At 69.6% G+C, this 24333-nt stretch carries 23 protein-coding genes and 1 riboswitch; of the genes, 9 read left to right on the top strand and 14 right to left on the bottom strand.

Annotated features, from left to right (window positions below):
• Positions 1 to 119: 119 nt before the first annotated feature.
• The 5 genes from G020_RS0108145 to G020_RS0108125 all read right to left on the bottom strand — a co-directional run bounded on the left by G020_RS0108145 (position 120) and on the right by G020_RS0108125 (position 6881).
• Positions 120 to 3251: an efflux RND transporter permease subunit gene (locus tag G020_RS0108145; protein ID WP_024329260.1), complete on the bottom strand. Its 3132-nt coding sequence runs from the start codon at positions 3249 to 3251 to the stop codon at positions 120 to 122.
• Positions 3248 to 4321, bottom strand: a complete 1074-nt coding sequence (locus tag G020_RS0108140; RefSeq protein WP_024329259.1) for an efflux RND transporter periplasmic adaptor subunit — start codon at positions 4319 to 4321, stop codon at positions 3248 to 3250. Before G020_RS0108140 ends, G020_RS0108145 begins: the two co-directional genes overlap by 4 nt.
• Before the next feature lie 81 nt (positions 4322 to 4402).
• Positions 4403 to 5416 (bottom strand): glutathione S-transferase family protein, encoded by a 1014-nt coding sequence (locus tag G020_RS0108135; RefSeq protein ID WP_024329258.1) that lies wholly within the window; start codon positions 5414 to 5416, stop codon positions 4403 to 4405.
• 120 nt (positions 5417 to 5536) lie between these two features.
• Entirely contained in the window at positions 5537 to 6172 is a 636-nt protein-coding gene (locus G020_RS0108130; protein WP_024329257.1) for a TMEM165/GDT1 family protein, read from the bottom strand.
• 86 nt (positions 6173 to 6258) lie between these two features.
• Positions 6259 to 6390, bottom strand: a riboswitch (yybP-ykoY riboswitch).
• Positions 6391 to 6473: 83 nt separating this feature from the next.
• Positions 6474 to 6881: a hypothetical protein gene (locus tag G020_RS0108125; RefSeq protein WP_024329256.1), complete on the bottom strand. Its 408-nt coding sequence runs from the start codon at positions 6879 to 6881 to the stop codon at positions 6474 to 6476.
• Between the two features lie 151 nt (positions 6882 to 7032).
• Here G020_RS0108125 and gshA point away from each other — a divergent pair, with 151 nt between their 5' ends.
• The 4 genes from gshA (at position 7033) to fliL (ending at position 11210) form a co-directional block, all read left to right on the top strand.
• Positions 7033 to 8619, top strand: coding sequence for a glutamate--cysteine ligase (gene gshA / locus G020_RS0108120; protein ID WP_024329255.1), 1587 nt, complete (start codon positions 7033 to 7035; stop codon positions 8617 to 8619).
• A 75-nt stretch (positions 8620 to 8694) separates the two neighbouring features.
• The gene (locus tag G020_RS0108115) at positions 8695 to 9867 is read left to right on the top strand and encodes a PLP-dependent aspartate aminotransferase family protein (protein ID WP_024329254.1); all 1173 of its coding nucleotides are present in this window, start codon (positions 8695 to 8697) and stop codon (positions 9865 to 9867) included.
• Between the two features lie 93 nt (positions 9868 to 9960).
• Entirely contained in the window at positions 9961 to 10791 is an 831-nt protein-coding gene (locus G020_RS0108110; RefSeq protein WP_024329253.1) for a M90 family metallopeptidase, read from the top strand.
• 50 nt (positions 10792 to 10841) lie between these two features.
• Entirely contained in the window at positions 10842 to 11210 is a 369-nt protein-coding gene (gene fliL / locus G020_RS0108105; protein WP_369774052.1) for a flagellar basal body-associated protein FliL, read from the top strand.
• A 347-nt stretch (positions 11211 to 11557) separates the two neighbouring features.
• On the opposite strand, the gene G020_RS0108100 is transcribed toward fliL, so the two are convergent.
• The 3 genes from G020_RS0108100 to G020_RS15260 form a co-directional block, all read right to left on the bottom strand.
• Entirely contained in the window at positions 11558 to 11854 is a 297-nt protein-coding gene (locus tag G020_RS0108100; RefSeq protein WP_024329251.1) for a hypothetical protein, read from the bottom strand.
• Positions 11855 to 11928: 74 nt separating this feature from the next.
• Positions 11929 to 13890, bottom strand: a complete 1962-nt coding sequence (locus G020_RS0108095) for an ABC-F family ATP-binding cassette domain-containing protein (RefSeq protein WP_024329250.1) — start codon at positions 13888 to 13890, stop codon at positions 11929 to 11931.
• Positions 13868 to 14104 (bottom strand): hypothetical protein, encoded by a 237-nt coding sequence (locus G020_RS15260; protein WP_156002714.1) that lies wholly within the window; start codon positions 14102 to 14104, stop codon positions 13868 to 13870. The genes G020_RS0108095 and G020_RS15260 overlap by 23 nt, the downstream gene beginning before the upstream one ends.
• A 66-nt stretch (positions 14105 to 14170) precedes the next feature.
• Here G020_RS15260 and G020_RS0108090 point away from each other — a divergent pair, with 66 nt between their 5' ends.
• Positions 14171 to 15088 carry a GGDEF domain-containing protein gene (locus G020_RS0108090; RefSeq protein ID WP_024329249.1) on the top strand — a complete coding sequence of 306 codons (918 nt, stop codon included), beginning with the start codon at positions 14171 to 14173 and terminating at the stop codon, positions 15086 to 15088.
• Between the two features lie 15 nt (positions 15089 to 15103).
• Here G020_RS0108090 and G020_RS0108085 read toward each other — a convergent pair whose 3' ends face one another.
• Together G020_RS0108085 and G020_RS0108080 are read right to left on the bottom strand one after the other, a co-directional pair.
• Positions 15104 to 16048 carry a hydrogen peroxide-inducible genes activator gene (locus G020_RS0108085; protein WP_018947041.1) on the bottom strand — a complete coding sequence of 315 codons (945 nt, stop codon included), beginning with the start codon at positions 16046 to 16048 and terminating at the stop codon, positions 15104 to 15106.
• Positions 16035 to 16382, bottom strand: coding sequence for a DUF3301 domain-containing protein (locus G020_RS0108080; protein WP_018947042.1), 348 nt, complete (start codon positions 16380 to 16382; stop codon positions 16035 to 16037). The genes G020_RS0108085 and G020_RS0108080 overlap by 14 nt, the downstream gene beginning before the upstream one ends.
• A gap of 115 nt (positions 16383 to 16497) precedes the next feature.
• Between G020_RS0108080 and G020_RS0108075 the strand changes: the two genes are divergently transcribed.
• The 4 genes from G020_RS0108075 to G020_RS0108060 all read left to right on the top strand — a co-directional run bounded on the left by G020_RS0108075 (position 16498) and on the right by G020_RS0108060 (position 21092).
• On the top strand, positions 16498 to 17328 hold the full coding sequence (locus tag G020_RS0108075; protein ID WP_024329248.1) for an inositol monophosphatase family protein: 831 nt from the start codon (positions 16498 to 16500) through the stop codon (positions 17326 to 17328).
• Positions 17325 to 18740, top strand: a complete 1416-nt coding sequence (locus G020_RS0108070) for an adenylate/guanylate cyclase domain-containing protein (protein WP_024329247.1) — start codon at positions 17325 to 17327, stop codon at positions 18738 to 18740. The genes G020_RS0108075 and G020_RS0108070 overlap by 4 nt, the downstream gene beginning before the upstream one ends.
• Positions 18737 to 19813, top strand: coding sequence for a tetratricopeptide repeat protein (locus G020_RS0108065; protein WP_024329246.1), 1077 nt, complete (start codon positions 18737 to 18739; stop codon positions 19811 to 19813). The genes G020_RS0108070 and G020_RS0108065 overlap by 4 nt, the downstream gene beginning before the upstream one ends.
• Before the next feature lie 64 nt (positions 19814 to 19877).
• Positions 19878 to 21092, top strand: coding sequence for a TraB/GumN family protein (locus G020_RS0108060; RefSeq protein WP_018947046.1), 1215 nt, complete (start codon positions 19878 to 19880; stop codon positions 21090 to 21092).
• 42 nt (positions 21093 to 21134) lie between these two features.
• Here G020_RS0108060 and G020_RS0108055 read toward each other — a convergent pair whose 3' ends face one another.
• The 4 genes from G020_RS0108055 to G020_RS0108040 all read right to left on the bottom strand — a co-directional run bounded on the left by G020_RS0108055 (position 21135) and on the right by G020_RS0108040 (position 24292).
• A complete protein-coding gene (locus tag G020_RS0108055; RefSeq protein WP_024329245.1) occupies positions 21135 to 22133 on the bottom strand; it encodes a zinc-binding dehydrogenase in 999 nt (332 codons plus the stop codon).
• A gap of 30 nt (positions 22134 to 22163) precedes the next feature.
• Positions 22164 to 22649 (bottom strand): Slp family lipoprotein, encoded by a 486-nt coding sequence (locus tag G020_RS0108050; RefSeq protein WP_024329244.1) that lies wholly within the window; start codon positions 22647 to 22649, stop codon positions 22164 to 22166.
• Positions 22650 to 22696: 47 nt separating this feature from the next.
• Complete coding sequence (locus G020_RS0108045; protein ID WP_304412438.1) at positions 22697 to 23335, bottom strand: Slp family lipoprotein; 639 nt, start codon at positions 23333 to 23335, stop codon at positions 22697 to 22699.
• Between the two features lie 63 nt (positions 23336 to 23398).
• Positions 23399 to 24292 carry an HDOD domain-containing protein gene (locus G020_RS0108040; protein ID WP_018947050.1) on the bottom strand — a complete coding sequence of 298 codons (894 nt, stop codon included), beginning with the start codon at positions 24290 to 24292 and terminating at the stop codon, positions 23399 to 23401.
• Positions 24293 to 24333 lie beyond the last annotated feature (41 nt).

Here is a 24333-nt window from a genome sequence, read left to right as displayed (position 1 = left end):
CCCAACGGGCACCCATCGACACCCCCCGTAGGAGGCCAGCCCCCTGGCCGATCAGGCCCGTCCGGTGCCCCGACGGCCGGGACCGACCCACCGCCGACATCGGCCGGAGGGCCGGCCTCCTACGGGCGGGTTTCGCCGTCGACGTCCCTGATCTCTTCATCCATGGATTCCAGCCGCCGTGTGGTGGCCAGTGGGGAGGTCGTGCCGCGAGCGATCAGGTAGTAGGTGGCCGGAATCACGAACAGGGTGAACACGGTGGCGAACAGCACGCCGGAGAACACCGCCACCCCGATCACGAAACGGGTCTCCTCGCCCGGGCCGGAGGCCAGGATCAGCGGGATGGAGCCGGCCACGGTGGTCAGGGCGGTCATCAGCACCGGGCGCAGGCGCAGGCGACCGGCCTCGATCACCGCGTCACGGAACTCGCGCCCGCGATCGCGCAGCTGGTTGGCGAATTCGACGATCAGGATGCCGTTCTTCGCCGCCAGTCCGATCAGCATCACGATCCCGATCTGGCTGTAGATATTCAGCGTCTGTCCGGTCAGGCTCAGACCCAGCAAGGCCCCCACCACGGCCAGGGGCACGGTCAGCATGATCACGAACGGGTGCACGAAACTCTCGAACTGCGCGGCGAGCACCAGGAACACCACCAGCAGCGCCAGCGCGAACACGAACAGAATCGCCTCCGAGCCCTCGCGCAGATCCAGCGACTGGCCCTTGTAGTCGATGCGGGCTTCCTCCGGCAGCACCCGTTCGGCCGCCGCATCCAGGACCTCCAGCGCCTCGCCCAGCGTCAGCTCGCCGCCCACGCCGCCCTGCAGGGTCACTGCCCGGCCGCGGTTGTAGCGCGACAGCGACGCCGGCCCGGCACGCTCCTCGTAGCGCACCACGCTGGACAGCGGCACCAGCTCGCCGGACTCGGCGCGCAGATGGATGTTGTCGATGGCCTCGGTGGTGCGCCGCTGATCGGTCAGCCCCTCCAGAATCACGTCGTATTCCTCACCACGGTCCTGCCAGCGGGTCACTGCCCGGCCACCCAGCAGGATGTCCAGCGTGCGGCCGATGTCGCGCATGGAGATGCCCAGGTCCCCGGCGCGGTCGCGGTCCACCGACACGCTCAGCTGCGGCTGGGTCGGCTCGTAGTCCAGACGCAGGTTGCGCAGGCCGTCCACGTCACGCACCTCGTCCAGCACCGCGTTGCCCCATTCTTCCAGGGTCTCGAAGTCGGGCCCGGAGATCACGAACTGCACCGGTGGCCCGGGCGCGCCAGTGCTGAGTCCCTGGCGCATCACCGCGCGCGCCTGCACGCCCGGCATCTCGCCGATGCTGTCCTCGATCCAGTTCATCACCTCGCGCCCGGAAGGTTCGCGGTCCTCCCAGTGCTCGAGGATCGCGATGACGAAGCCGTCGTTGACCGTCTCCACCCCGCCGAACCCGCGCGGGGTACGCACCAGCGCGCGCCGGATCGGCCCGCCTTCCTCGCTCATCAGCGGCTGCAGACGCTCTTCCACCTCGGCCATTTGCCGGCTCATGTAGTCGAAGCTCGCTCCCTCGGGCCCGTCCACCATCACGAAGAACGCGCCGCGATCTTCCTCCGGCGCGAATTCTTCGGGGAGGCTGTCGAACAGGTACCAGGCCCCGACCAGCACCCCGCCCAGCAGCGGGACCACCAGCCAGGACACGCGCAGCCCGCCGGAGAGCAGCTTCCCGTAGCCGGCCTCGATAGCGCCAAATACCCGGCCCACCATGCGCGCCGCGCCGGTCTCGTCGTCGCCCTTGTGCATCAGGCGCCCCGAGAGCACCGGCGCCAGAGTCAGCGCCACGATGCTGGAGAACACCACGGCGATCGCCATCGCGATCGCGAACTCGGCGAACAGCCGCCCGACCATGCCGTCGAGGAAGGCCAGCGGCACGAACACCGCCACCAGCACCGAGGTGGTGGCGACGATCGCGAAACCGACCTGACGTGCCCCGCGCCAGGCGGCCAGCAGCCCCGGCTCCCCGCGCTCGATACGCCGATGGATGTTCTCCAGCATCACGATGGCGTCGTCCACCACCAGCCCCACCGCCAGCACCAGGGCGAGCAGGGTCAGCAGGTTCACCGAGAAGCCGAACAGGTTGATGCCGATGAAGGCCGCGGTCAGGGCCACCGGGACGGTCACCGCCGGGATCAGCGTGGCGCGCCAGCTGCCCAGGAACAGGTAGATCACCGCGACCACCGCCAGCGTCGCCACCCCCAGGGTCACGTAGACCTCCTGCAACGCCCCTTCGATGAACACCGATTCATCGTAGGTCGGAACCAGCGAGGTCCCTTCCGGCAGGCTGCCTTCCAGATCGGCCGCCAGTGCCTTCACCGCACTGGCGACCTCCAGCACGTTGGCATTGGACTGGCGGATGATCCCCAGCCCGATCATGTCCTCGCCATTGCCGCGGAACTCGGTGCGCTCGGTATCCGCACCGATGTTGACCGAGGCCACGTCGCCCAGGCGTACCAGCTGACCGTCCTCGCCGCGGCGCAGGACCAGGTTCTCGAAGTCTCCGGGCGTGCGGTAGCTGCGGTCGATGCGCACACGGAACTCGCGCTCGTCGGAATCCAGCCGTCCGGCCGGCAGCTCGACGTTCTCCCGCTCCAGCGCATCCTGGATCTCCAGCACGGTCAGGTCCCGCGCTGCCAGCGCCTCGCGGTCGATCCAGATGCGCATCGCGTAGCTGCGCGCCCCGCCCAGCCGCACCAGGGCCACGCCGTCCACCACCGACAGTCGATCGACCAGATTGCGGTCGGCGTAGTCCGCCAGCTCCAGCGCGCTCATGCGGTCGCTGGAGAGGTTGAGCCAGAGGATGGGCGAGGAGTCGGAGTCGGCCTTGGTGATGCGTGGCGGCTCGACCTCGTCCGGCAGATTGCGCTGCGCCCGGCTGACCGCCTCGCGCACGTCGTTGGCGGCGGCGTCGATGTCGCGGTCCAGACCGAACTCGACCGTGATGCGCGAGCGCCCGTCGTCGCTGGAGGACTGCATGTAGCGGATGCCCTCCACCCCGGCGATACGGTCCTCCAGGCGCTGGGTCACCTCGCGTTCGATGATCTCCGCGCTGCCGCCGGGATAGTTGGTGTCCACCGTGACCACCGGCGGGTCGACGTCGGGGTATTCGCGCAGCGGCAGCTGATCCCAGGCGATCAGGCCGAAGGTCACCAGCAGCAGATTGAAGACGATCGCCAGCACCGGCCGGCGATTGGCGACATCCGAGAGGATCATGCGTCGTCTCCGGACTCCAGTACGCGCACGGTCGTGCCGTCACGCACCCGCGAGACGCCCTCGGAGACCACGGTGTCGCCGGGTTCGACGCCGTCCAGCACCTCCACCCAGCCGGGGGACCGCCGACCGACGCGGATCCGGTCGCGGCTGACCGTGTCGTCCTCCTGCAGGCGGAAGACGAAGTGCTGGTCGGCGGTCTGCACCACAGCGCCCTCGGGCACCGCCGGCGCCTGTTGCGGATCCAGCGCCAGGCGCACCGTGGCGAGCATGCCCGGGCGCAGGCGTTCGTCCGGGTTGTCGGCCACCGCGCGCACGTTCAGGGTGCGCGTGCCCGCGTCGATGCGATTGCTCACCGCGGTCACGTCGGCCGCGAAGTCGCCGGCCGCACTGTGCCCGGTGATCGGCATGCCCAGCTCGATGGAAGCGGCAAAGCGCTCCGGCACCGGGAAATCGAGGCGCACGGTGCGGATGTCGTCCAGCTCCACGAGGGCCGTGTCCGGCGAGACCATGGCCCCGGGACTCACCTCGCGCAGGCCCAGGGTGCCGGTGAAGGGCGCCCGGATGGTGCGGTCCTCCACCTGCGCGGTGGCCGCGGCCAGAGCGGCCCGGGCCTCGGCCAGGCGCGAGGCCTGCTGGTCGACCTCCTGGCGGGTCACGATGCCGTCCTGTACCCGGTCACGCACCCGCGCCAGCTCGCGGCGGGCGTCTTCCACCCGCACCCGGGCCTCGTCACGGCGCGCCCGTTCCTCGTCCGCGCGCAGTCGCACCAGGACATCACCCGCGTCGACGCGCTCGCCGTCCTCGAACTCCAGTGATTCCACCCGGGCGGTCACCGGCGCACGCACCGTGACCGACTCCCGCGCGGCGACCGTGCCCAGCGCCTCGATCACGGTCTCGAACTCGCGCGGCGCCACCTCGCTGACGCGCACCGGCGTGCGTTCGTCACGCTCGCCGGAGGCCGGCAGGGTCGCGCGCGCGGCCCCGGCATCGTCCTGCTGCTGCAGCCACCACGCCCCGCCCGCCGCCAGGGCGAGGACGAGGATGCCGCCGATGATCCCGCTTGCCTTCACCAATGGACTCCTTTCATCACGCCACCCGCCGGACGGGGCCGCCCGGCGGGCGGGTGCTTGTACATGACAAACCGACCCGGTTCATTCGCCCGGGTTCCGCAGGGCCTGCGGGAGGGCGCCCAGCGGCCGCCCGTGCGCGGCGCCGATATCGATCACCGGCCCCTTCGGCACGATCCCCGACGGATTCAGCATCGGGTGCGAACCGTAATAGTGCGCCTTGATGTGGTCCATGCGCACGGTCTCGGCCACGCCCGGGCGCTGGTAGAGCATGCGCAGATAGGCGGACAGGTTCGGGAAATCCGTCAGCCGCTGGCGGTTGCACTTGAAGTGGCTGTAGTACACCGGATCGAAACGCAGCAGCGTGGTGAACAGTCGCCAGTCCGCCTCGGTCAGGCGTTCGCCGGCCAGGAACGGCTGGCGCGCGAGGCGCTGCTCCAGCCAGTCGAGGGTCTCGAACAAGCGGTCGAAGGCGGCATCATAGGCCTTCTGCGTGGTCGCGAAGCCGCAGCGATAGACCCCGTTGTTCACGTTCTCGTACACCCGCTCGTTGACCGCATGGATCTCCTCGCGCAGATCTTCCGGGTAAAAATCCAGGGTGTTACCGGTGATGTGATCGAAGGCGCTGTTGAACATGCGCACCAGATCCAGCGACTCGTTGTTGGCAATGCGGTCGCGTTCGGTATCGAACAGCACCGGAACGGTGACGATGCCGGTGTAGTGCGGATCGGTGCGGGTGTAGAGCTCGTGCATGTAACGCGAGCCGTGCACCCGGTCCCCGGTGCAGCCGTCGCAGTCATCGAACGACCAGCCGGCATCGCCCATGTAGTGGTGCACCACCGACAGCCCGATGTGCGGCTCCAGGCCCTTCAGCCTGCGCAGGATAAGCGCACGGTGCGCCCACGGACAGGCATACGACACGTACAGGTGATAGCGCCCGGAAGCCGCGGTGAAACCGCCCTCGCCCAGCGGGCCGGGGCTGCCGTCGGCGGTCACGTAGTTGCGGTACTGCTGATCCTGGCGCACGAAATCGCCGTTCTCGTCGGATTCCTCCTCCAGCCAGCCTTCGCGCAGCTCGCCGTTGATCAGCAGACTCATGGCCATTCCTCCGGAAGGTTCACCCGGATGATGATCCCATCGAGGCAATCGAATGAAAATCGCGGATTTTCGCGAAAACCCGACGACAAAAGCGAACGGTAGCGGCCCTCCTCGCCGGAATCACTCGGCGCTCCGGCCGGCGGCCTCCAGCAGGGCGCCGGAGAAGTCCGGCAGGCCGAGATCGGGCATCCATCCCAGCGCCTCCAGCAGGCTCCACAGACCGATCAGCAGGAACAGCGCCGCGGCGAACCAGCGCAGCGTGTGCACGGGCATGCGCTCGGCAAAGCGCCGCCCCAGCAGCAGCCCGGGCACGGTGATCAGCAGGATCCCCAGGGTCGCGCCCAGCACCACCGGCACCAGGCTGCCGGAGGCCCCGGCCAGCGCGACCACCGCCAGCTGGGTCTTGTCCGCCATCTCGAACAGGAAGAAGGTGGTCGCGGCGGTGAAGAACAGGCTGCGGGCGCAGGGGTTCTCCGGCACCCCGTCCCCGTCGTCCTCCGGGATCAGCACCCATACCGCCATCGCCAGGAACGCGATCGCGACCAGCCACAGGTGCCACTCGGTGTCGATCACCGAGAACAGCCAAACCCCGGCCACGGCCGACACCAGCTGGTTGGCGAACAGCCCGGCGGTCATGCCCCAGAACACCGGCCACAGGCGGTGACAGCGCAGCCCGAACAAGGCGGCCAGGAACATCGACCGGTCGCCGATCTCGGCCACGGCCACGGTCAACACGGAAAGAAGGAACAGCTCCATGACGGGCGATCCGGGCCGGGCGGGCGATGACCGGTGGCATCGACCTCCGCCGCCCGGCCATGAGCACGCCCGCCGCCGTTACGGCGGGCCGGAGATCCATGCCACAGGTCTCGTCGGGCCGGATGCGGCTGCCTGCGCCACGGCCCGTGCGGGCCAATGATGTTGACGCAGGCCCCCGTCGCCGAAGGACGGGGTGACTACTCCCCTGAGCTTCCTGACTTTAGGACAGCCGGGTGATGGCTGTCCATCAACGGCGTTAGCCGGTCCCTGGACGCCCCATGGTGCCGGAACGCGGGGGTCCTCAGCGGTAGAGTCGCACTGCCTGGCGCCGGCCCTCGACGCCCCGGTTGGCGCAGAAGGACTGGGTCTCGCCATCGGCGTAGCGCACTTCCATGTTGAAACCGGCTGCCGGCGGGTGGTTGAGTGCCACGTCGCGGCGCTCGCCGGGCCGGATGCGCCCTTCGCGCAACTCGCTCAGGCTCTGGTCGTGACTGAAGCTGAAATGGATGGCTTCGATCATCTCGTCGGTGTCGTTGTGCACCGTGACCAGCAGCATCCCTTCCGGTACCTCGGGGTCCGAGAGCCAGTGGACGCCCAGACCGCCAATGACCAGTCCGGCCAGGAACAGCAGGGTGGCCGGCGCGCGCAGGAAGTCGATGACGCGGTCGCTCAGGTCGCGCGGGTCGGTTTCGGGGGGTGGCTTGCTCATGCGGGTCTCCATGCTAACATCAGCCGTTTCTAATATACCGGCCGGGCGGCACGAAGAGAACCGCCACCGGTCGTCCGGTGACCGGCGAGGAACAATCCGGTATTTTCCGCGTCTTCATCCACCAAGTTCGATCCAGCAAGGCGGTCCGCACGTGGGAAGCGACGAACGCAATCTGCAGGCCCTGGTGGGGCGACTGGCGGAAATACTGCCCGCCGGCAGCCTGCACGGCCGCATCGGCCTGGAAAAGGAAACCCTGCGCGTGAGTCCGGAGGGCGGCCCGGCGCAGACGCCGCATCCGCCGGCGCTGGGGTCGGCTCTGACCCACCCCTACATCACCACGGACTATTCCGAGGCGCTGCTGGAGTTCGTGACCCCGCCGTTCGAGGATGTCCGCGAGACCCTCGGCTTCCTCCACGACCTGCAGGCGTTCGCGGCCGCCAGCGTGGGCGACGAGATCCTGTGGTCCACCTCCATGCCCTGCGTGACCGCCGACGACTCGGCGATCCCGGTGGCCGACTACGGACCCTCCAATGCCGGGCGCATGAAGACGGTTTATCGCCTGGGGCTGGGCCATCGCTACGGGCGCAAGATGCAGGTGATCGCCGGGGTGCATTTCAACTACTCCCCGCGCGAGGAGTTCTGGCCGGCGCTGGCCGAGGTGCTGGGCGAGACCGACACCCGCGAGTTCCGCGACGCGCGCATGATGGGCATGATCCGCAACCTGCTGCGCTTTGGCTGGATGGTGCCGTACCTGTTCGGTGCCTCGCCGGCCGTGTGCAACTCGTTTCTCGAAGGCCATGGCACCACGCTGGAGGACTTCGACGACGACACCAGCTACCTGCCGCATGCCACCAGCCTGCGCATGGGCGACATCGGCTACACCAACCGCAAGGAGGCGGACACCGGCATCAAGGCGGACTACAACACGCTGGCCGGGTACGTCGATTCGCTGCGCTGCGCGATCAACACCCCCAGCCCCGAATGGGAGGCGCTGGGGGTCAAGGTCGACGGCGAATACCGCCAGCTGAACGCCAACATCCTGCAGATCGAGAACGAATACTACTCCACCGTGCGGCCCAAACAGCCGCTGGAGCGCTTCGAAAAGCCCACCGACGCGCTGGAGGCGCGCGGGATCGAGTACGTGGAACTGCGCTCGGTGGACATCAACGCGCAGCACCCGCTCGGCGTGGACGAGACCCAGCTGCGCTTTCTCGAGACCTTTGCGCTGGCCTGCCTGCTGCAGCCCAGCCCCGCGTTCGGCCCGGGCGAGCTGGACGCGATCGACGCCAATCTGCTGCAGGTGGCGCACTATGGCCGGCGCCCCGGACTGGAACTCCAGCGTCCGCAGGGCGATACCGCGCTGGCGGGCTGGGCACGCGAACTGCTGGCGCTGATGCGCCCGGTGGCCGCCGTGCTCGACCAGGACCGCCCGGGCGACCCCTACCGCCGCGCTCTCAGCGAGCAGTGGGGCAAGGTCGAGCAGGCCGACCTGACCCCGTCGGCGCGCATGCTGGAAGACATGATGGCGCGCGAGGAGGGGTTCCACGTGCACGCCCGGCGCCTGTCGGCCCAGCACCGCGAGGCGTTCCGCTCCAACGGGCCGCTGCCGCGCGCCGACATGCTGGAGGCTCTGGCGCGCCAGAGCCTGGCCGAACAGGCCGAGATCGAGGCCGCCGACACCCTGGACTTCGATACCTTCCTGCAGCGCTATTTCGACGGCACCCTGCGCCACGCCTGACCGACGGTTAGAATGCCCCGGCGCGGCCAGGCGTGCCTGAGCCGAACCACACCCCTCGCGACCGGGAGCCTGTCGATGGCCGAATCCGACGACCGCCGCCTGTCCACCCGCTGCGTCCACGCCGGCGAGATCGGCGATGCCCATGGCAGCGCGCTGACGCCGATCTACCCGACGACCACCTTCAAGTACCGCTCCACCGCGGCAATCCTCGACGTGGTCGAAGGACGCACCAGCGGGAGCCTGTACACCCGCTACGGCATGAATCCGACTATCCGCAGCGTGGAGTCCAAGCTCGCCAGTCTCGAGGGGGCCGAGGCCGCGCTGGTATTCAGCTCGGGCATGGCGGCGGAGACCGCGCTGTTCCTGGCCCTGGGCCGCGAGGGGGTCGTCTGCATCGGCGATGCCTACGGCGGGACCATGGAACTGCTCTCGGAGCAGCTGCCGCAACTCGGGATCCGCACGCAGTTCCTGCTGGGCGACGAGCTCGACCGTCTGGACGCCTGCCTGGAACAGGGTGCCGGACTGGTGTTCCTGGAGACCCCGACCAATCCGGCGCTGGAGGTGTTCCCGATCGGCAAGATCGCCGAGCGGGCGCACGCCCATGGCGCGCTGCTCGCGGTCGACAACACCTTTGCCTCACCGGTGAACCAGAACCCGCTGGCACTGGGGGCCGACCTGGTCAGCCACAGCGCCACCAAGTACCTTGGCGGGCATTCCGACCTGACCGCCGGGGCCCTGATGGGCTCGACGGAGAACATCGGGACCGTGGCTGGCTGGCGCAAGAACCTGGGCTCCACGCCCTCCCCGGAGACCTGCGCGCAGCTGGCCCGCAGCCTGCACACGCTGGTGGTGCGGGTCCGCCACCAGAACGCCTCGGCACGGGCCATCGCCGAGGCGATGCAGGGCCATCCGAAGGTCGCGCGCGTGCGCTACCCGGGCCTGCCGGAGGATCCCGGCCATGCACTCGCGTGCGAGCAGATGCACGGCTTCGGCGGCATGCTCACCCTCGAACTGGATGCCGACACTGACGGTACCAGCGCGGTGGTCGACCGCCTGCGCCTGTTCGCCATCGCGCCCAGTCTGGGCGGCACCGAGAGCCTGGTGACCCAGCCGGTCACCACCACCCATCACGGCGTGTCGCCGGAGGAACGCGAACGCCGCGGGATCACCGGCTCGATGGTGCGCCTGTCGGTCGGCCTGGAAGACCCGCAGGACCTGATCGACGACCTCTGCCAGGCCCTGGGCTGAAGAAAACCCCGCACACCCTGTCGGGAGGCGCTTTGCAGGCGCCCCCGGTTCTGGCAGTTTGGTTGTCACACCTCCTCGGACCCTTTGCCCATCGTGAACCTGCCCCTGCCCCAACGCCTGGGAGACTGGCTGCGCGGCCTGAGTCGCCCGCCCCGGGGCGGCGGGGGACGGCGCGTAACCCTGGAGGCGACCGAATGGACCGACCTGCGTCGGCGGGTCCCGTTTATCCGCACCCTGAACACCGCGGAGGCCGAACGCCTGCGCGAGCGCATCGAGGGCCTGCTGGGCAGCAAGGAGTTCGTCGGGATCGACCACGAGCCCGAACCCTGGCAGTGCCACGTGATCGCCGCCTACGCCGCCCTGCCGGTGCTGGAACTGGGTCTCGAGCCCTATCGTGACTGGAACACCGTGCTCATCTACCCCGACACCTTCGTGCCCGATCACGAATGGGTGGACGAGGACGGCATCGTGCACCGAGGGGCAATGCCCCAGGCCGGCGAGGCCTGGGAGCGGGGACCGGTGATCCTGTCGTGGAATGACGTCCTCGAGCACGGCGCGGTGGTGGTGCACGAGGTGACGCATATCCTGGACGGCGGCAACGGCGACGTGAACGGCTTCCCGCCGCTGCCGCGCGACCGCGACCCGGCCGCCTGGACCGCCGCCTTCAGCGAGGCCTGGGAATGGTTCAACGCCCGGGTCGACGCCCCGGGCGTCTCCGAGGAGGATCTGCCGCTGGATCCCTATGCCGCCACCGCGCCCGAGGAATTCCTCGCGGTGGCCGCCGAGGCCTTCTTCTTCGAGCCCGACCGCCTGCGGCGGGACCTGCCCGCGGTCTACGAGGAAATGGCGGGTTATTTCCGCCAGCAGCCCCATCGCCGCGCGGCGGCGGTCGCGACATCCATCCCCGAACCGAGACCGACATAATGCCCCGATCCATGAAACACCCCGTCCCCCGCACCGGACTCCCGGCCCTGATGCTGCTCGTATTGCTGGCGCTCGCGACCGGCCCGGCCACCGCGGAAGACGGCGATTCGCGCTACGTAACCCTGGACAGCCTGGTGGTCAACCTCGAGGACCCCGGCGCGGCCCGCTACCTGCAGACGAGCATCCAGCTGGAGACCGCCTCGCAGGAAGACGCGGACCAGGTGCGCCACCACATGCCCGCGGTCCGCGACCGGCTGATCCACGTCATGGGCGGGCGCGACCCTGCTGAGGTACGCCGCAGTGACGGCCGCGAGGCGCTGCGCGACGAAGCGGTGGAGGAGCTGCGCGAGATCATGGAAGAGCTTACCGGCGCCCCGCTGATCGACGCCCTGTACTTCTCCAACTTCATCATCCAGTAGGAGGCCAGCCTCTGGCCGATCACGGCGCCAGCTCCCATCGGCCGGAGGGCCGGCCTCCTACGGCCATGATCCGGCCCACCGCGCAGGAGGCCAGCCCCCTGGCCGATCCGGCGCCAGCCCCCAAGACCCATCGGCCGGAGGGCCGGCCTCCTACCGAACGGGCACCCATCCACACCCCCGTAGGAGGCCAGCCCCCTGGCCGATCAGGCCCAACCGCTGCACCAACGGCCGGGGACCGGCCCACCGCCGCCATCGGCCGGAGGGCCGGCCTCCTACGAGCATGATCTACCCCACCATGCAGGAGGCCAGCCCCTGGCCGATCCGGCACCGGACAACCCCGGCGTTGTTCAATGCGGGCGATGCAGAAACGGCATGTCGCCGCGATCGGTCATGTGCCGGATCAGCGACACGCGACCCGGCTCTTCCCTTTCCAGCTCGTCCGCGCATTCCGAGGGCTGGTGCGTGACCTCGGACAGCAGGACCTCGAGTTCGCGCAGATCCACCTTCGGCCGCTGCAGGTCCTCGGGCTTCGGGTTCTCGACCTGATTCGTCTCCCAGAACATCCGCGGATGCCACATGTGGTTCTGCGCGTCCGGGTGATGGAAGAGTTCGACACAACGACGATTCAGCTCCTGTGCGTTCATCGCATGACTCCTCGTTTCGTTGCACTCACCCGTTTATATAGACCCGAAAATTTCCGAGTTCAAGGGTCGGCCTTTCACTTCCCCGCCGGGGAGCCTCCGGCATCGGGGCGTGCCGCTTCCAGGGCCTCCATGGCCTCCATCCATTCCCCTTCGTGGTCCTCCAGCCGGCGACGCAGCTCGCCCTGCTCGCGCGTCAGCGCCGCCAGGCGGTCCGCGGCCTCGGCATCACCGGTGTACAGCTCGCCGTCAGCCAGTTCGGCCTCGATCGCGTCCAGCCGCTCCTGCAGGCGCGCGCACTCCGCCTCGGCGCGGTCGGCCCGCTGCTGCAGGGGCTTGAGGGCCTCGCGGGCCCGCGCCGCCTCGCGCCGGCGATCCTTCTGCGACAACGCCGGGCCACCCCCGGCATCATCCCCGGAAGCCGCCGCCGCACCACCCGGCCCGGCCGGTTCCGGTCCCGCTTCGTCCCGGCTCCGACGCTCCTGGAGTTCACGGGCATAGTCATCGAGATCACCGTCGAATTCGCTCAGATGACCGTCCTCCACCCGCCAGAAGCGGTCGCAGACCCGCGCCAGGAGCTCGCGGTCGTGGGCCACCACCACCAGTCCCCCGGCGTAGGCCTCCAGCGCCTCGCCCAGCGCCTCGCGCATGTCCAGGTCCAGGTGGTTGGTGGGTTCGTCGAGCAGCAGCAGCGATGGCGCCTGCCACATCAGCTGTGCCAGCACCAGGCGCACGCGCTCGCCCCCGGAGCACTCGCCCACCGGACGGTCGGCCCGCTCGCCGCCGAACCCCAGCCCACCGAGGAAATTGCGCAGGTCCTGTTCCGCAGCGCGCGGATCCTGTCGCTGCAGATGCGCCAGCGGCGAGACCGCCAGGTCCAGCTGCTCGCGCTGATGCTGGGCGAAATAACCGATGCGCAGGTCCGGGGCCGGCTGCCGTTCGCCGGTATCCGGCTCCAGCTCGCCGGCCAGCAGGGCCAGCAGCGTCGATTTTCCGGCACCGTTGGGACCAAGGATCCCGACCCGGTCCTCCGGGCGCAGCCGCAGGCTGGCCGGATGCAGACGCCGCGACTCGCCATGGCCCACGGTCGCGTGGTCCAGAGCCAGCAGGGGGTCGGGCAGCCGCTGGGGCGACGGGATGTGCAGGTGCACCGGGCGCGCCGCGCGGATCACCGCGACGTCCTCCAGCGCCTCCAGCCGCTTGAGCCGGCTCTGGGCCTGGCGCGCCTTGCTGGCCTTGGCACGGAAACGCCGCACGAACTGCTCCAGATGGGCGCGTTCCGCGGCCACCTTCGCCGCGGCCGCCTCGCTCTGCGCCATGGCCTCGGCGCGCCGGGCCTCGGCTTGAGTGTAGCCGCCGCTGTACAGGGTCAGGGCGCCGCGTTCGATATGGGCGATATGCGTGACCACGGCGTCGAGGAAACGCCGGTCGTGGGCGATCACGATCACGGTGCCGGGGTAACGTGCCAGCCAGCCTTCCAGCCAGACGATGGTCTCCACGTCCAGGTGGTTGGTGGGTTCGTCCAGCAGCAGCAGGTCGGAGCGGGTCATCAGGGTGCGCGCCAGCCCCAGGCGCATGCGCCAGCCGCCGGAGAAATCCGACATCGGCCGGTCGCCGTCCGCGTCGGAAAACCCGAGCCCGGCCAGCAGGCGCCGGGCGCGGGCCTCGGCGGTCCAGCCGTCGATCGCATCCAGGCGCGCGTACAGCCGCGCCTGTTCCGCCCCGTCCCCGTCGTGTTCTTCCTCGAGGCGCCGCTGCAGTTCGCGCAGTTCGGCGTCACCGTCCAGCACGTACTCCACCGCCGGGCGCGCGCTGCCCGGAACCTCCTGCGGCAGATGCGCGACCACCCAGTCGTCCGGCTGCTCGATGGATCCGGCATCCAGTGACAGTTCGCCCTGCAGCGCGGCCAGCAGACTGGACTTGCCGGAACCGTTCGCGCCGGTCAGGCCGACCCGCCAGCCGGGGTGCACGGTGAGTTCCGCCCCCTGCAGCAGGATCTGGCGTCCGCGTCGCAGTTCAACGTTGTGCATGCGGATCATGGCGGCGCTTCTCCCACGGTGGCCTGTACGGTGCGGCAGCATAGGGAAACGCCGTTCGATGTGCACGTGGCGTGCCGCCATCCTGAATGGCGTCGAAATCCTGCCGCTTTTTGCCGGTCGACCCGGCGGATTTTTTCCGGCCCGCCCGAAAAAAGTGCCGGCAACCCGACACCCCGCCCGCCTCGACTGGCAAAAAGCCAATCGGAAACAGCATTTTGTGAACCTGGCACGGTTCTCGCTTCTGCTTCGGCCAGGAATCATCGATCACCGTGAGGCAGCCATGAACAGCGACAACAACGCCACCAATCTGCGCCTGGTCTCCAGCAACGGCGGGGGACCGCAGCGCAACGCGCCGCTGGACGCCCTGGGATTCGTCCAGACGGTAACCGCCACGCTGGAGCTGGGCGCGGTGATCGACCGTATCAATGAGCATCTGGTCGGCCACCTGGAGCACAGCGGCTGGATCTATTCCACCGACGACGGCGAGATCCGTGAAGGCGGAGAAGCGGACCGCCATCGGATCGAATACGCCCTCAGCTACAACGGCACCGATCTCGGCTCCCTGGTGCTGATGCGCGGCCGGCGCTTCGACGACCAGGAACAGGCCCTGGTGGAATCCATCCTCGGCCTGGCGGCCCCGGCCCTGCACAACGCCTGGCGCTTTCGCCGCCTGCGGGCCAACCTGGAACGCGACGAGCTGACCGGCCTGGGCAATCGGCGGGCCTTCGAGATCCAGGGCGAGCAGTGGCTGGCTGACTGTCTGCGCCAGGAGCGCCCGATGTCGCTGCTGGCGGTGGATCTGGACCACTTCAAGCAGCTCAACGATCGCTTCGGCCATACCGTGGGCGACGAGATCCTGCGCGAGGTGGCCCGTACCCTGCGCGAATCCACCCGTCAGTCAGACCTGTCCGTGCGCATGGGGGGCGAGGAGTTCCTCGTGGTCCTGCCCGGGGCGGACCTGCGCGCCGGCATGGACTGCGCCGAACGGATCCGGCAGGCGATCGGTGGCGTGCGGGTCTGCGCGCGTGGCGAGGAGGACGCCGCCGTCGAAAGCGACGGGGTGGCCGCCGTCACCGCCTCCATCGGCGTGGCCGCGCTGGGCCGCCACACGACCCTGCAAAGCCTCTATCAGACGGCTGACGAGGCCCTTTACGCGGCCAAGACCTCGGGACGCGACCGGGTGCTGGCCCGACACTGACGGACCGGCAGCGGGTCAGCCGTCGCCGTCTCCCGGCCGGATGAAGTCCACGCAGGTCAGCGGGGTCTGCAGGATCGCCTGACGCAGGGCCTCCACCGCCTCCGGCCGCGGGAACCGGCTGCGCCAGGCCAGCGCCACGCGGCGCGACGGCACGGGCTCTTCGAAACGCCGGACCGCCAGCAGCCGCTGGGCGTAGCGGTCGGCCCCGGCGGCGGTGCACGGCAGGATGGTCACGCCCATCCCGGAGGCGACCATGTGGCGGATGGTCTCCAGCGAGGAACCCTCCAGGTTGCTCGGGGTGCTGCCGTCCGCGGTGACGGTTTTTTGACACTCCGGGCAGCGTTCCAGCACCTGATCGCGGAAACAGTGCCCCGCACCCAGCAGCAGCAGGGTCTCCTGCGCCATCTCCTGCAGTTCGACCGTATCCCGCTCCGCCAGCGGATGACTCCCCGGCAGAACGCCGACGAACGGCTCGTCATACAGCGGCAGGGTCACGATCCCCGGTTCCTCGAACGGCAGCGACACGATGATGACGTCCAGATCGCCCTGCTTGAGGCGTTCACGCAGCCGGCTGGTGTAGTTTTCCTCGATCACCAGCGGCATCTGCGGCGCGCGTTCGTGCAGCACCGGGATCAGCTCCGGCAGCAGGTACGGCGCGATAGTGTAGATCGCCCCGAGCCGCAGCGGCCCCACCATCGGGTCCTGGCTCTGCGCCGCCACGTTGCGCAGCTGCTCCGCCTCGGAAAGCACCTGCCGTGCCTGGGCGATCACGCGCTCCCCGGCCGGCGTCACGCTGATCTCGCCGTGGCCGCGTTCGAACAGCATAACGCCCAGCTCGTCCTCCAGCTTGCGCACCGCCACCGACAGCGACGGCTGCGACACGTGACAGGCCTCCGCCGCCCGGCCGAAATGCCGCGCATCGGCCACGGCCACCGCGTAGCGCAACTCACTCAGAGTCATGACTGCCGCCTCCGACTTCATCCACCGTTCGCCCGCCTTCGGGCCAGTCCAGGGTGATGCGCTCCAGCGCCGCCCCGCGCAGGATCAGCCAGCCCCGCCGTCGTTCCACGCCGTCGCCGGCAAACTCGAACACGTATTCGCGCCGCAGCACCGGATTGCCCCGATGACGCACCGGCCGCAACCGCCGCCGCACCACGCTGCTGTCGAGGAACTGCACGCCGGCGCGGTCGCAGGCCTGCCGCGCGATGTGCCGCGCGCGCTCATGCGCCCGCCAGTTGGCGTTCAGGTAGGCCACCAGCGCAGCCAGGGCTAACAGGATCAACACACCGGTCATGGATCGGTATGATACGCATACTGACACCGCAAACGCCCGCCGATCCGCCGGATGTGCCGCCATCCCCGGGGCTCGGCGCCGCACAGACGAGGCCCGGCCCCGTCCAGGAAACCGCATGAACGGCAACAGCATCCCATTCTCCGCCCTTCTGGAAGGCCTGCGGACCATCGGTCGGGAAGAGCTCCTGCCGCGTTTCGCCAGCGGCACACGGGTGGACTACAAGGCGGACGGATCGGTGATCACCCCGGCCGACCATGCCGCGGATTCCGCGGTGCGCCACCTGTTGCGGGACTGCGGCATCGACGAACCGGTCCTCAGCGAGGAACAGGACGCACCCGAACAGCAGCGCGTCCTCGACGAGGCCCCGGCATTCTGGCTGCTGGACCCCCTGGACGGCACCAGCAATTTCGCCACGGGGCTGCCGTTTTTCGCCATTTCCCTGGCACGCATCGAGGGCCAGCGGGTGACCCACGGGGCCACCCTGGACCCGGTGCGCGGCGAACTGTTTTCCGTCACGGAAGACGGCCCGCTGCTGCTGGACGGCAGCGAGCCGGACACTGCCGCCGCTTCTCCCCGGATCCACCGCTGCATCGCCCTGGTGGACTACAAGCGTGTTCCCCGCGCCCTGGGACGGGCGCTGCTGGACGCGGCCCCGTTCGCTTCCCAGCGCAACCTGGGCGCCTGCGCCCTGGAATGGGCATGGCTGGCGGCCGGGCGTGCGGATCTGTACCTGCACGGCGGCCAGGCGCTGTGGGACAGCACCGCCGGCACCCTGATGCTGGAACGTGCGGGCGGCGCGATGGCGGACCTGTCCGGCGCACCGGTATTCCGCCGCGATCTGGCCCGCCGCCCGGCGATCGCGGCCCGCACCCCGCAGCTGCAGGCCGTCTGGCATGCCTGGATCACCGAACATCTCGACCCGCCGGGATCCGGAGCGTCGGCATGATGCGGCTGTTCCGTCGCGGGGGCCGACCGGAACAGTGGCGCGCCGCGGATTTCACGCCCCGCTATCTGCCGATCGCCTGGAAGATCGTCGCGGTCATCGCCGGGCTCACCCTGACCGGGATCGGCGTGCTGGCATGGGTAATCCTCAGCCAGGTCAGCACGGTGCTGAACAACCAGATCCAGGCCCAGGCGGAACTGACCGTGGCTCCGGTGGCCCGCACCTCGGGTGAACTGATCCTCGCCGAAGACCACCTCACGCTGGAAACCCTCCTCAACTCGCTGGTCGAGGACGGTCGGGTCGAGTACATTGCCGCCTATGCCATCGACCGCGGCCGGGTCGCCGCGGCCGGGTCGCCGCCAGCCGACGACGCCGCCGACGGGGTGTGGCCGCTGACTGCCGGGGCCGAACCCTACCGGCGAGAAGTGAGGTTCCAGGACGTCCAGGTGGGTTACATCGAGGCCCGGATCGACTCGGCACCGATGCAGGAACTGATGCGCAACACCGTCAATGCGGGCGTCATCACCGCCGCGATCGTGTTCCTGCTGAGCCTGATCCTCGCCATCGACATCTCCAAGCGCCTGGTGCGCCCGCTGGAGCGCCTGGCGGAATCCATGCGCGAACGCATGCAGCCCGGCCCGGACGACCAGGACGACCCGCGGGTGGTACTGCGGCGCGACGAGATCACCCAGCTGACCGAGGCGTTCAACACCATGGCCCACGACCTGCTGCGCAAGGACCAGGTCGAGGCCGCGCTGCGACGCTACGTCTCCACCGGCGTGGCCGAGGACATCCTCGACAACCTGGACCGCGTGGAGCTGGGCGGCCGCGCGGTCGAGGGCTCGGTGCTGTTCGCCGACATCACCGGCTACACCGCCCTGTCCCAGCAGTGCACCCCGGAGGCACTCGGACGCATGCTCAATGAGTTCTTCGGCCCCATGACCGAGTGCATCGCGGAGCACGGCGGCACGGTGGACAAGTACATGGGAGACTGCACAATGGCGGTCTTCGGCGCGGCCCGGCCCGACCCCGACCATCGCATCACCGCCCTGCGTACCGGCCTGGCGCTGCTGAACACCATCGCCGGCATCAATGCGGAGCGCGAGGCACGCGGCGAACGGCGGGTGGAATTCCGCATCGGCCTGTATGCCGGCGAGATGCTGGCGGGCAACATGGGGGCCCGGGAACGCATGCAGTTCACGGTGGTGGGCGAGACGGTCAATCTGGCCGCCCGCCTGGTGACCATCGCGCCCCCCGGGGGCCTCGTCACCACGCGCGATTTCATGGAGCATCCTCAGATGAGCCAGCACAACACCGGGAAACTGGTGCAGGAAGACCTCGGCCAGCATGCCCTCCACGGCCTGAGCGAGCCGGTCGACGTGGTGCGGGTGCACCCCACGCGGACCACGGCATGACTCGACGCCGGATCCGTTACACCCTGCTCACGGTGCTGCTGGCGCTCGCCACGCTGCACGGCTGTGCCCTGCTGGAGCCGCTTCAGGACCCTGACACGCGCGTCGACCGGCTGGTGGCCGAAGGCGAATATCGGGCGGCACTGGAAACCCTCGACGCGCTGCCCGACGGGGAGCGGGCAGCGCGCAAAGACCGTCGCGAGACCATCGAGGCCCGCGCGGCCGAGGCCGCCGAGAACGCCCTGCGCGAGGCCGGGAACCAGGCGGCCGAAGGTGCCGTGGGGCGGGCCCTGGACATCCTTGAGGAGGCCGATGCCCGACTGCCGGCCAGCGAGGAACGCCAGCGCCGCATCGCCGAGCTGGAACGTGACCGCCGAACCGGTCTCAGCGCCCTGGAGCGCCGCCACCGAGTGATGGAGGCGCAGGCCCTGGCCGAACGCCTGCGACTGCTGGACATCATGCAGCCGCTGGCGCGTGACGACGACACCCTGCCCGAAAACACCGACGATCTGCGCCGACGTGGCGCCCGCCTCGCCGCCGAGCTCGAGCGTGACGCCCGCGACGCCGGACCCGAGACCGCACTGGAGCGTCTGCGACTGGCGCGCGAACTCGAACCCGACCCGGAACGCGACCGGCGCATCGCCGAGCTGGAAGCCGACATCCGGCCGGACCCCGAACCAGTGAATCAGGAAGACAGCACGGCGCTGCTGGATGCACTGGAACGCGCGCTGCACGAGGAAGACCTGATCGCGGCCCGGCAGCATTGCCGCAATATCGCCACCGACCGCCTGGGTGACAGCGCTCGTGACCGCCACGATGCCCTGTGCGAGCGCTGGGAAGAACAACGCGACGCACACACGGCCGAGCTGCTGGAACAGGGTAGCGCGCATTACGCCGCCGGCCGCATTCACGACGCCCTGGACACCTGGGAACGCGCCCTGGAACTCGATCCCGAACACGCCGGGCTGCGCAGCGCCCGTGAACGGGGCCGGCGCGTGCTGGAGCGTCTGGAGTCCCTGCGCGGCCCGGCGGACGGGCCGGAGACCCCGGGTGAGCCGTTGCGGCCCGCCCCGTGAACCGGCAGGCGGCGAACGAGCCTGATAGGATTCGATCACCCGAAAACAGCCCACCGGCCCGAACATGACTCCGAACGTCGAGGACCTGATCGCCAGCGAACCCCATCGCGTACTGCAGCTGGGGGACACCGAGGTCGTGCTGCTGGGCACCGCCCATGTCTCGCGGGCCAGCGCGGACCGGGTACGCAGCCTGATCGACACCGAAAGCTTCGACGCGGTCGCCATCGAGCTGTGCGAGAGCCGCCAGCGGGCCATGCTGGACCCGGATGCGCTGGGCCGGATGGACCTGTTCAGCGTGATCCGTCAGGGCCAGGCGCCGATGATCGCCGCCAGTCTCGCCCTGGGGGCCTATCAGCAGCGTCTGGCCGAGCAGTACGGGATTGAGCCGGGGGCGGAAATGCGCGCGGCCATGGACGGCGCCCTGGATCAGGGCGTGCCGCTGGCGCTGATCGACCGCGACCTCGGACTGACCCTCCGACGCACCTACCGGGCCGTGCCGTGGTGGCAGCGCATGGGCCTGGTCGGCGGCCTGCTGGGCAGCGTGCTCAGCCGCGAAAAGATCGACGAGAGCGAGATCGAGCGTCTGAAGGAAGGCGACATGCTGGAAAACACCTTCAGCGAGTTCGCCGAACAGTCGGAGGCCCTGTACGGCACGCTGATCCACGAACGCGACCTGTACATGGCCGCGCATCTGCGCCGCATGGCCGCCAGTGGCGAGCACCGGCGCATCCTCGCGGTGGTCGGCGCCGGGCATCTGGCCGGCATCGCCGAACAGATCGGCCAGCAGCAACGGCCGCCCGACGAGATCCTGGACGAACTCGACCAGGCCCCGCCGAAGGCCCGCTGGCCGAAGGTCATCCCGTGGGTCGTGGTCGGGGTGATCCTCACCGGCTTCGTGATCGGATTCCTGCGCAACCCCGACATCGGCATCCGGATGATCATCGACTGGGTGGTCATCAATGGCGGCCTGGCCGCGGTGGGAGCGGCGATCGCCCTGGCCCATCCGCTGACCCTCCTGACCGCCGCGCTGGCCGCCCCGCTGACCTCCCTGAACCCCACCATCGGTGTCGGTTTTGTCGCCGCCGCCGCGGAGATCTTCCTGCGCAAGCCCCGCGTGTCCGATTTTGCCCGCCTGCGCCAGGACACCACCCACGCCCGCGGGTGGTGGCAAAACCGCGTCTCCCGCGTGCTGCTCGTGTTTCTGCTGACCACCCTGGGCTCCGCCGCCGGCACCTACATCGGCGGTGCGCGGGTATTCAGCCACCTGTTCGGCGGCTGAACAACCGGCTTCTCAGTCAGGCCCGCCTCAATCGGGCCCGCATCAGTCAGGGATACGCAGCACCAGCTTGCCCCGGCGCCCGCCGGCCTCGATCCGCCGGTGCGCCTCCGCGGTCTGCGCCAGCGGCAGGACATCCTCGACATTGACCTCCAGAGTACCGGCGGCCAGTCGCGCGAGGCCATCGGCCACGACCTTCGCCTGGCGCGCCAGCCCCGTCCGGCTGCGCTGCAGCATCGGGGTGAGCATCAGCTCCAGATGGATGGCCGCGTTCTGCAGCCGCGCCGGGTTCCAGTCCATGCCGTCGGGGGGTGCCAGCAGGGTCACCAGGCGGCCGCCGAAGCGGATCTGCCTCAGTCCCTCGACGAAGGTGTCACCGCCGACGGTATCCAGCACCAGGTCGAAATAACGCCCGTCGGTGAAGGCGGCGATATCCGTGGCGGCTCGGTCACTGCGGATGTCCACGTGATCCGCCCCCAGGGCACGCATCACCTCCACACCGGCATCGCTGCGCACCAGCCCGAGCACTCGGGCACCGGCGGCCCGCGCCAGCTGGACCGCCATCTGTCCGACTCCTCCACTGGCCGCATGGACCAGGACATAGTCGCCCTTCTGCAGCCCGCCACGGTCGAACAGCGCTTCCCGGGCGGTAATCCAGGCCAGCGGCAGGGCCGCCGCCTCGGCGTCGGAGACCCCGTCGGGGACGGGCACCAGGGCAGCCTCGGGCACCAGCGCCTGTTCGGCACAGGTCCCCGGATCGGCGCCGGTGCCACCGAAACAGAATGCCACGCGCTGCCCCGGGCGAACGTGCTTCACCGCGGCGCCGCAGGCCTCGACAACACCCACCCCGTCGCAGCCGGGGGTGTTGTGCGGCGCGCCCTCGACCAGCATGCCGCCGGCACGGACCTTGGTGTCGACCGGGTTCACGCCGGCCGCCAGCAGGCGCACGCGCACCTCGTCGGGTTCGCGGATCACCGGATCGGGGCATTCGCCCAGGTATAAAACGTCGGCGGAGCCGGGCTCGTTGAACAGAATGGCTTGCATGTCACTCCCTGAATAGAACGATTGGAAACGTCACAGTCCGATCCCGATACCGATGCCGAAGTTCACGCGGCCGGGTGCGGACGGCGCGCCCACCGGCCACAGGTGCAGCTGCCGGGCTTCCAGCACCGGGAAGCGATATTCCGCCTCGCCGATCCGGCCAGTCTCCACCGCGGTGACCGGCCCGATGGCCGTCACGCGGCGCCCGGGGCGATAATCCACCGGATCGAGGAAGCCGTCCACCACGACCCGGAAACGCCCCTGACTGGCCGCCCCGGTGCGTGGCTCCTGCCCCCGTAACGGATAGGCCAGAACCTCGAGCACGGTGGTTTCGGGGCCGTGGTCGACCTCGGCGATGACGCCGCCCCACATCTGGTCGGTCTGCGGCAGCCGCTCGGCGGTAACCGCGCGCGGCTCCACCGGTTCGGCGGGGCGCGGCGCCTCCAGCGGCGTGGCCGCGCAACCCGCGAGCACCAGCGCCAGCAGGACCGCCAGCAGGGCCCGTGCAACGCCCGACACGCGACGGGACAAACAACGGTTACCGGATCTGTGTTCGTGCATCGGATTCACCGGAAGTGCCCGTCGTGATACGGATCGTGATGCAGCGGACGGGGGTGACGCCAGCCGGGCCCGTAGTAACCGCGGGGCATGCCCGAGTGGTACCACGGGTCATACCACGGGTCGTACCAGGGATCGTACTGTCGATCCTGCGGCGGCGGGCGTCGTTCCCAGAGATGCACGGCCTCGGCCTCCACCTGCACGAACTCGTAGACATGCTCGCCAATGCGGCCTTCTTCGCTGCCCGCAATCCGTCCGCGCACGGTCACCTCGCGCCCCGGGGCATGGTCCCGCGGTTCGAGGAAGTCATCCACCCACACACGAAACCGCCCGGGAGAGACATCGGTTTCCCGCGGCCGCGCATCGCGTCCGAGAGGGCGCGCGACGATCTCCAGACGGGTCCCGTCGTCGGTATTCTCGACCCCCGCGACCACCCCGCCCCAGACCACGAGCGCACCTGCGGCGGCAGCCACATCGGCACGCACCGTAGCCAGATCCAGGCGCTGGTCGGGAAGCGGCCCCAGCCGCTCGGGCACCGAGGCGCAGCCGGACACGCCGAGACCGACGATCAGCAGCAGTGCCAACCGGAGCACACGGCCGGAACACGGTATTCCGGGAGCAGGGCAAGCGCGGGAGCAACGGGTCATGGCAAGTTCCTCACAGTCGTTCCGGTAGACCGCCGACGCCCCGCCCGGGTTCTCGCATGGCCATCAGCCGGCCGGCGTACCCACCTCCGGATCGGACAGGGCCTGCACCGCCAGGACCTCGTGCTGGGCGTCTTCCACCGCCTGCAGCAGCATCTCCGGCGAGACCCCGGCGATCGCCCAGGCCTGTTCTTCCAGCGGCGGCGCATCGGCCCAGTCGCGCGAATCGATCTCGGCGAGGTGAGCGCCGGTGTTGGCCAGATGCACCAGCGCCACCGAGGGTCGATGGCGATCGCTGGCGGACAGCGGATCATGGTGCCAGGCAATACCCTCCACCAGGGCCTCGGGCAGCCCCCAGCGCTCGGCCAGCGCCCCGCCCAGACGGGCATGGTCGAAGCCCATCTGTTCGCGCTCGGCGGCCTGCGGCGACGGGCCCTGCGCGGTATCCAGGCTCGCCAGGAAGGCGCGGTGTGCCGCTTCGGGCGACTGCGAGAACAGCAGCAGCTTGCCCAGGTCGTGCAGCAATCCCGCCAGAAAGACCACGCCGGCCGCACGCGGGGCCACCTCCTGCGCCAGCTGCCGGGCGATGACGGCGCAGTAGGCCGAATGACGCCAGAAGGTCTCCAGCGGCAGACGCTCCTGCTCGGGGAGGGTGTTCATGGAGCGCGTCACGGCACTCGCCACCACCAGACGCTGCAGGACGTCGCGCCCCAGCATCGCCACCGCCCGCTCGATCGAATCCACACCACGGGCCGGCGCATAGGCGGGGCTGTTGGCCAGCCGCAGCACATGGGCCACCAGACCGGGATCCCGCCCGAGCGCCGCAGCGATCTGCGGCTGGGTGCTTTCGTCGTCGTCCAGCAGCCGCGAGACCTCGAAAACCACCTGCGGCATGGCCAGCAGCCGGTCCGCCGCCTCCACCCGGGCCTCAAGGCTTGCAAAGCCCGTCTCGTCGCTCATCGGATCTCCTCCCGTGCGGCATTGCCCTTCCGCGCCGCTCC

The sequence above is a fragment of the Thioalkalivibrio sp. ALR17-21 genome (assembly GCF_000420185.1).
Classification (GTDB): domain Bacteria; phylum Pseudomonadota; class Gammaproteobacteria; order Ectothiorhodospirales; family Ectothiorhodospiraceae; genus Thioalkalivibrio; species Thioalkalivibrio halophilus.
This window is presented reverse-complemented; position numbering and strand designations above follow the sequence as displayed.

Coding starts and splice junctions, on each gene's coding strand:
- G020_RS0108145 (WP_024329260.1), bottom strand. CDS start 3,251: ATGATCCTCTCGGATGTCGCCAATCGCCGGCCGGTGCTGGCGATCGTC.
- G020_RS0108135 (WP_024329258.1), bottom strand. CDS start 5,416: ATGAGTCTGCTGATCAACGGCGAGCTGCGCGAAGGCTGGCTGGAGGAG.
- G020_RS0108130 (WP_024329257.1), bottom strand. CDS start 6,172: ATGGAGCTGTTCCTTCTTTCCGTGTTGACCGTGGCCGTGGCCGAGATC.
- G020_RS0108125 (WP_024329256.1), bottom strand. CDS start 6,881: ATGAGCAAGCCACCCCCCGAAACCGACCCGCGCGACCTGAGCGACCGC.
- G020_RS0108115 (WP_024329254.1), top strand. CDS start 8,695: ATGGCCGAATCCGACGACCGCCGCCTGTCCACCCGCTGCGTCCACGCC.
- fliL (WP_369774052.1), top strand. CDS start 10,842: ATGCTGCTCGTATTGCTGGCGCTCGCGACCGGCCCGGCCACCGCGGAA.
- G020_RS0108100 (WP_024329251.1), bottom strand. CDS start 11,854: ATGAACGCACAGGAGCTGAATCGTCGTTGTGTCGAACTCTTCCATCAC.
- G020_RS0108095 (WP_024329250.1), bottom strand. CDS start 13,890: ATGATCCGCATGCACAACGTTGAACTGCGACGCGGACGCCAGATCCTG.
- G020_RS15260 (WP_156002714.1), bottom strand. CDS start 14,104: ATGCTGTTTCCGATTGGCTTTTTGCCAGTCGAGGCGGGCGGGGTGTCG.
- G020_RS0108090 (WP_024329249.1), top strand. CDS start 14,171: ATGAACAGCGACAACAACGCCACCAATCTGCGCCTGGTCTCCAGCAAC.
- G020_RS0108085 (WP_018947041.1), bottom strand. CDS start 16,048: ATGACTCTGAGTGAGTTGCGCTACGCGGTGGCCGTGGCCGATGCGCGG.
- G020_RS0108080 (WP_018947042.1), bottom strand. CDS start 16,382: ATGACCGGTGTGTTGATCCTGTTAGCCCTGGCTGCGCTGGTGGCCTAC.
- G020_RS0108075 (WP_024329248.1), top strand. CDS start 16,498: ATGAACGGCAACAGCATCCCATTCTCCGCCCTTCTGGAAGGCCTGCGG.
- G020_RS0108070 (WP_024329247.1), top strand. CDS start 17,325: ATGATGCGGCTGTTCCGTCGCGGGGGCCGACCGGAACAGTGGCGCGCC.
- G020_RS0108065 (WP_024329246.1), top strand. CDS start 18,737: ATGACTCGACGCCGGATCCGTTACACCCTGCTCACGGTGCTGCTGGCG.
- G020_RS0108060 (WP_018947046.1), top strand. CDS start 19,878: ATGACTCCGAACGTCGAGGACCTGATCGCCAGCGAACCCCATCGCGTA.
- G020_RS0108055 (WP_024329245.1), bottom strand. CDS start 22,133: ATGCAAGCCATTCTGTTCAACGAGCCCGGCTCCGCCGACGTTTTATAC.
- G020_RS0108045 (WP_304412438.1), bottom strand. CDS start 23,335: ATGACCCGTTGCTCCCGCGCTTGCCCTGCTCCCGGAATACCGTGTTCC.
- G020_RS0108040 (WP_018947050.1), bottom strand. CDS start 24,292: ATGAGCGACGAGACGGGCTTTGCAAGCCTTGAGGCCCGGGTGGAGGCG.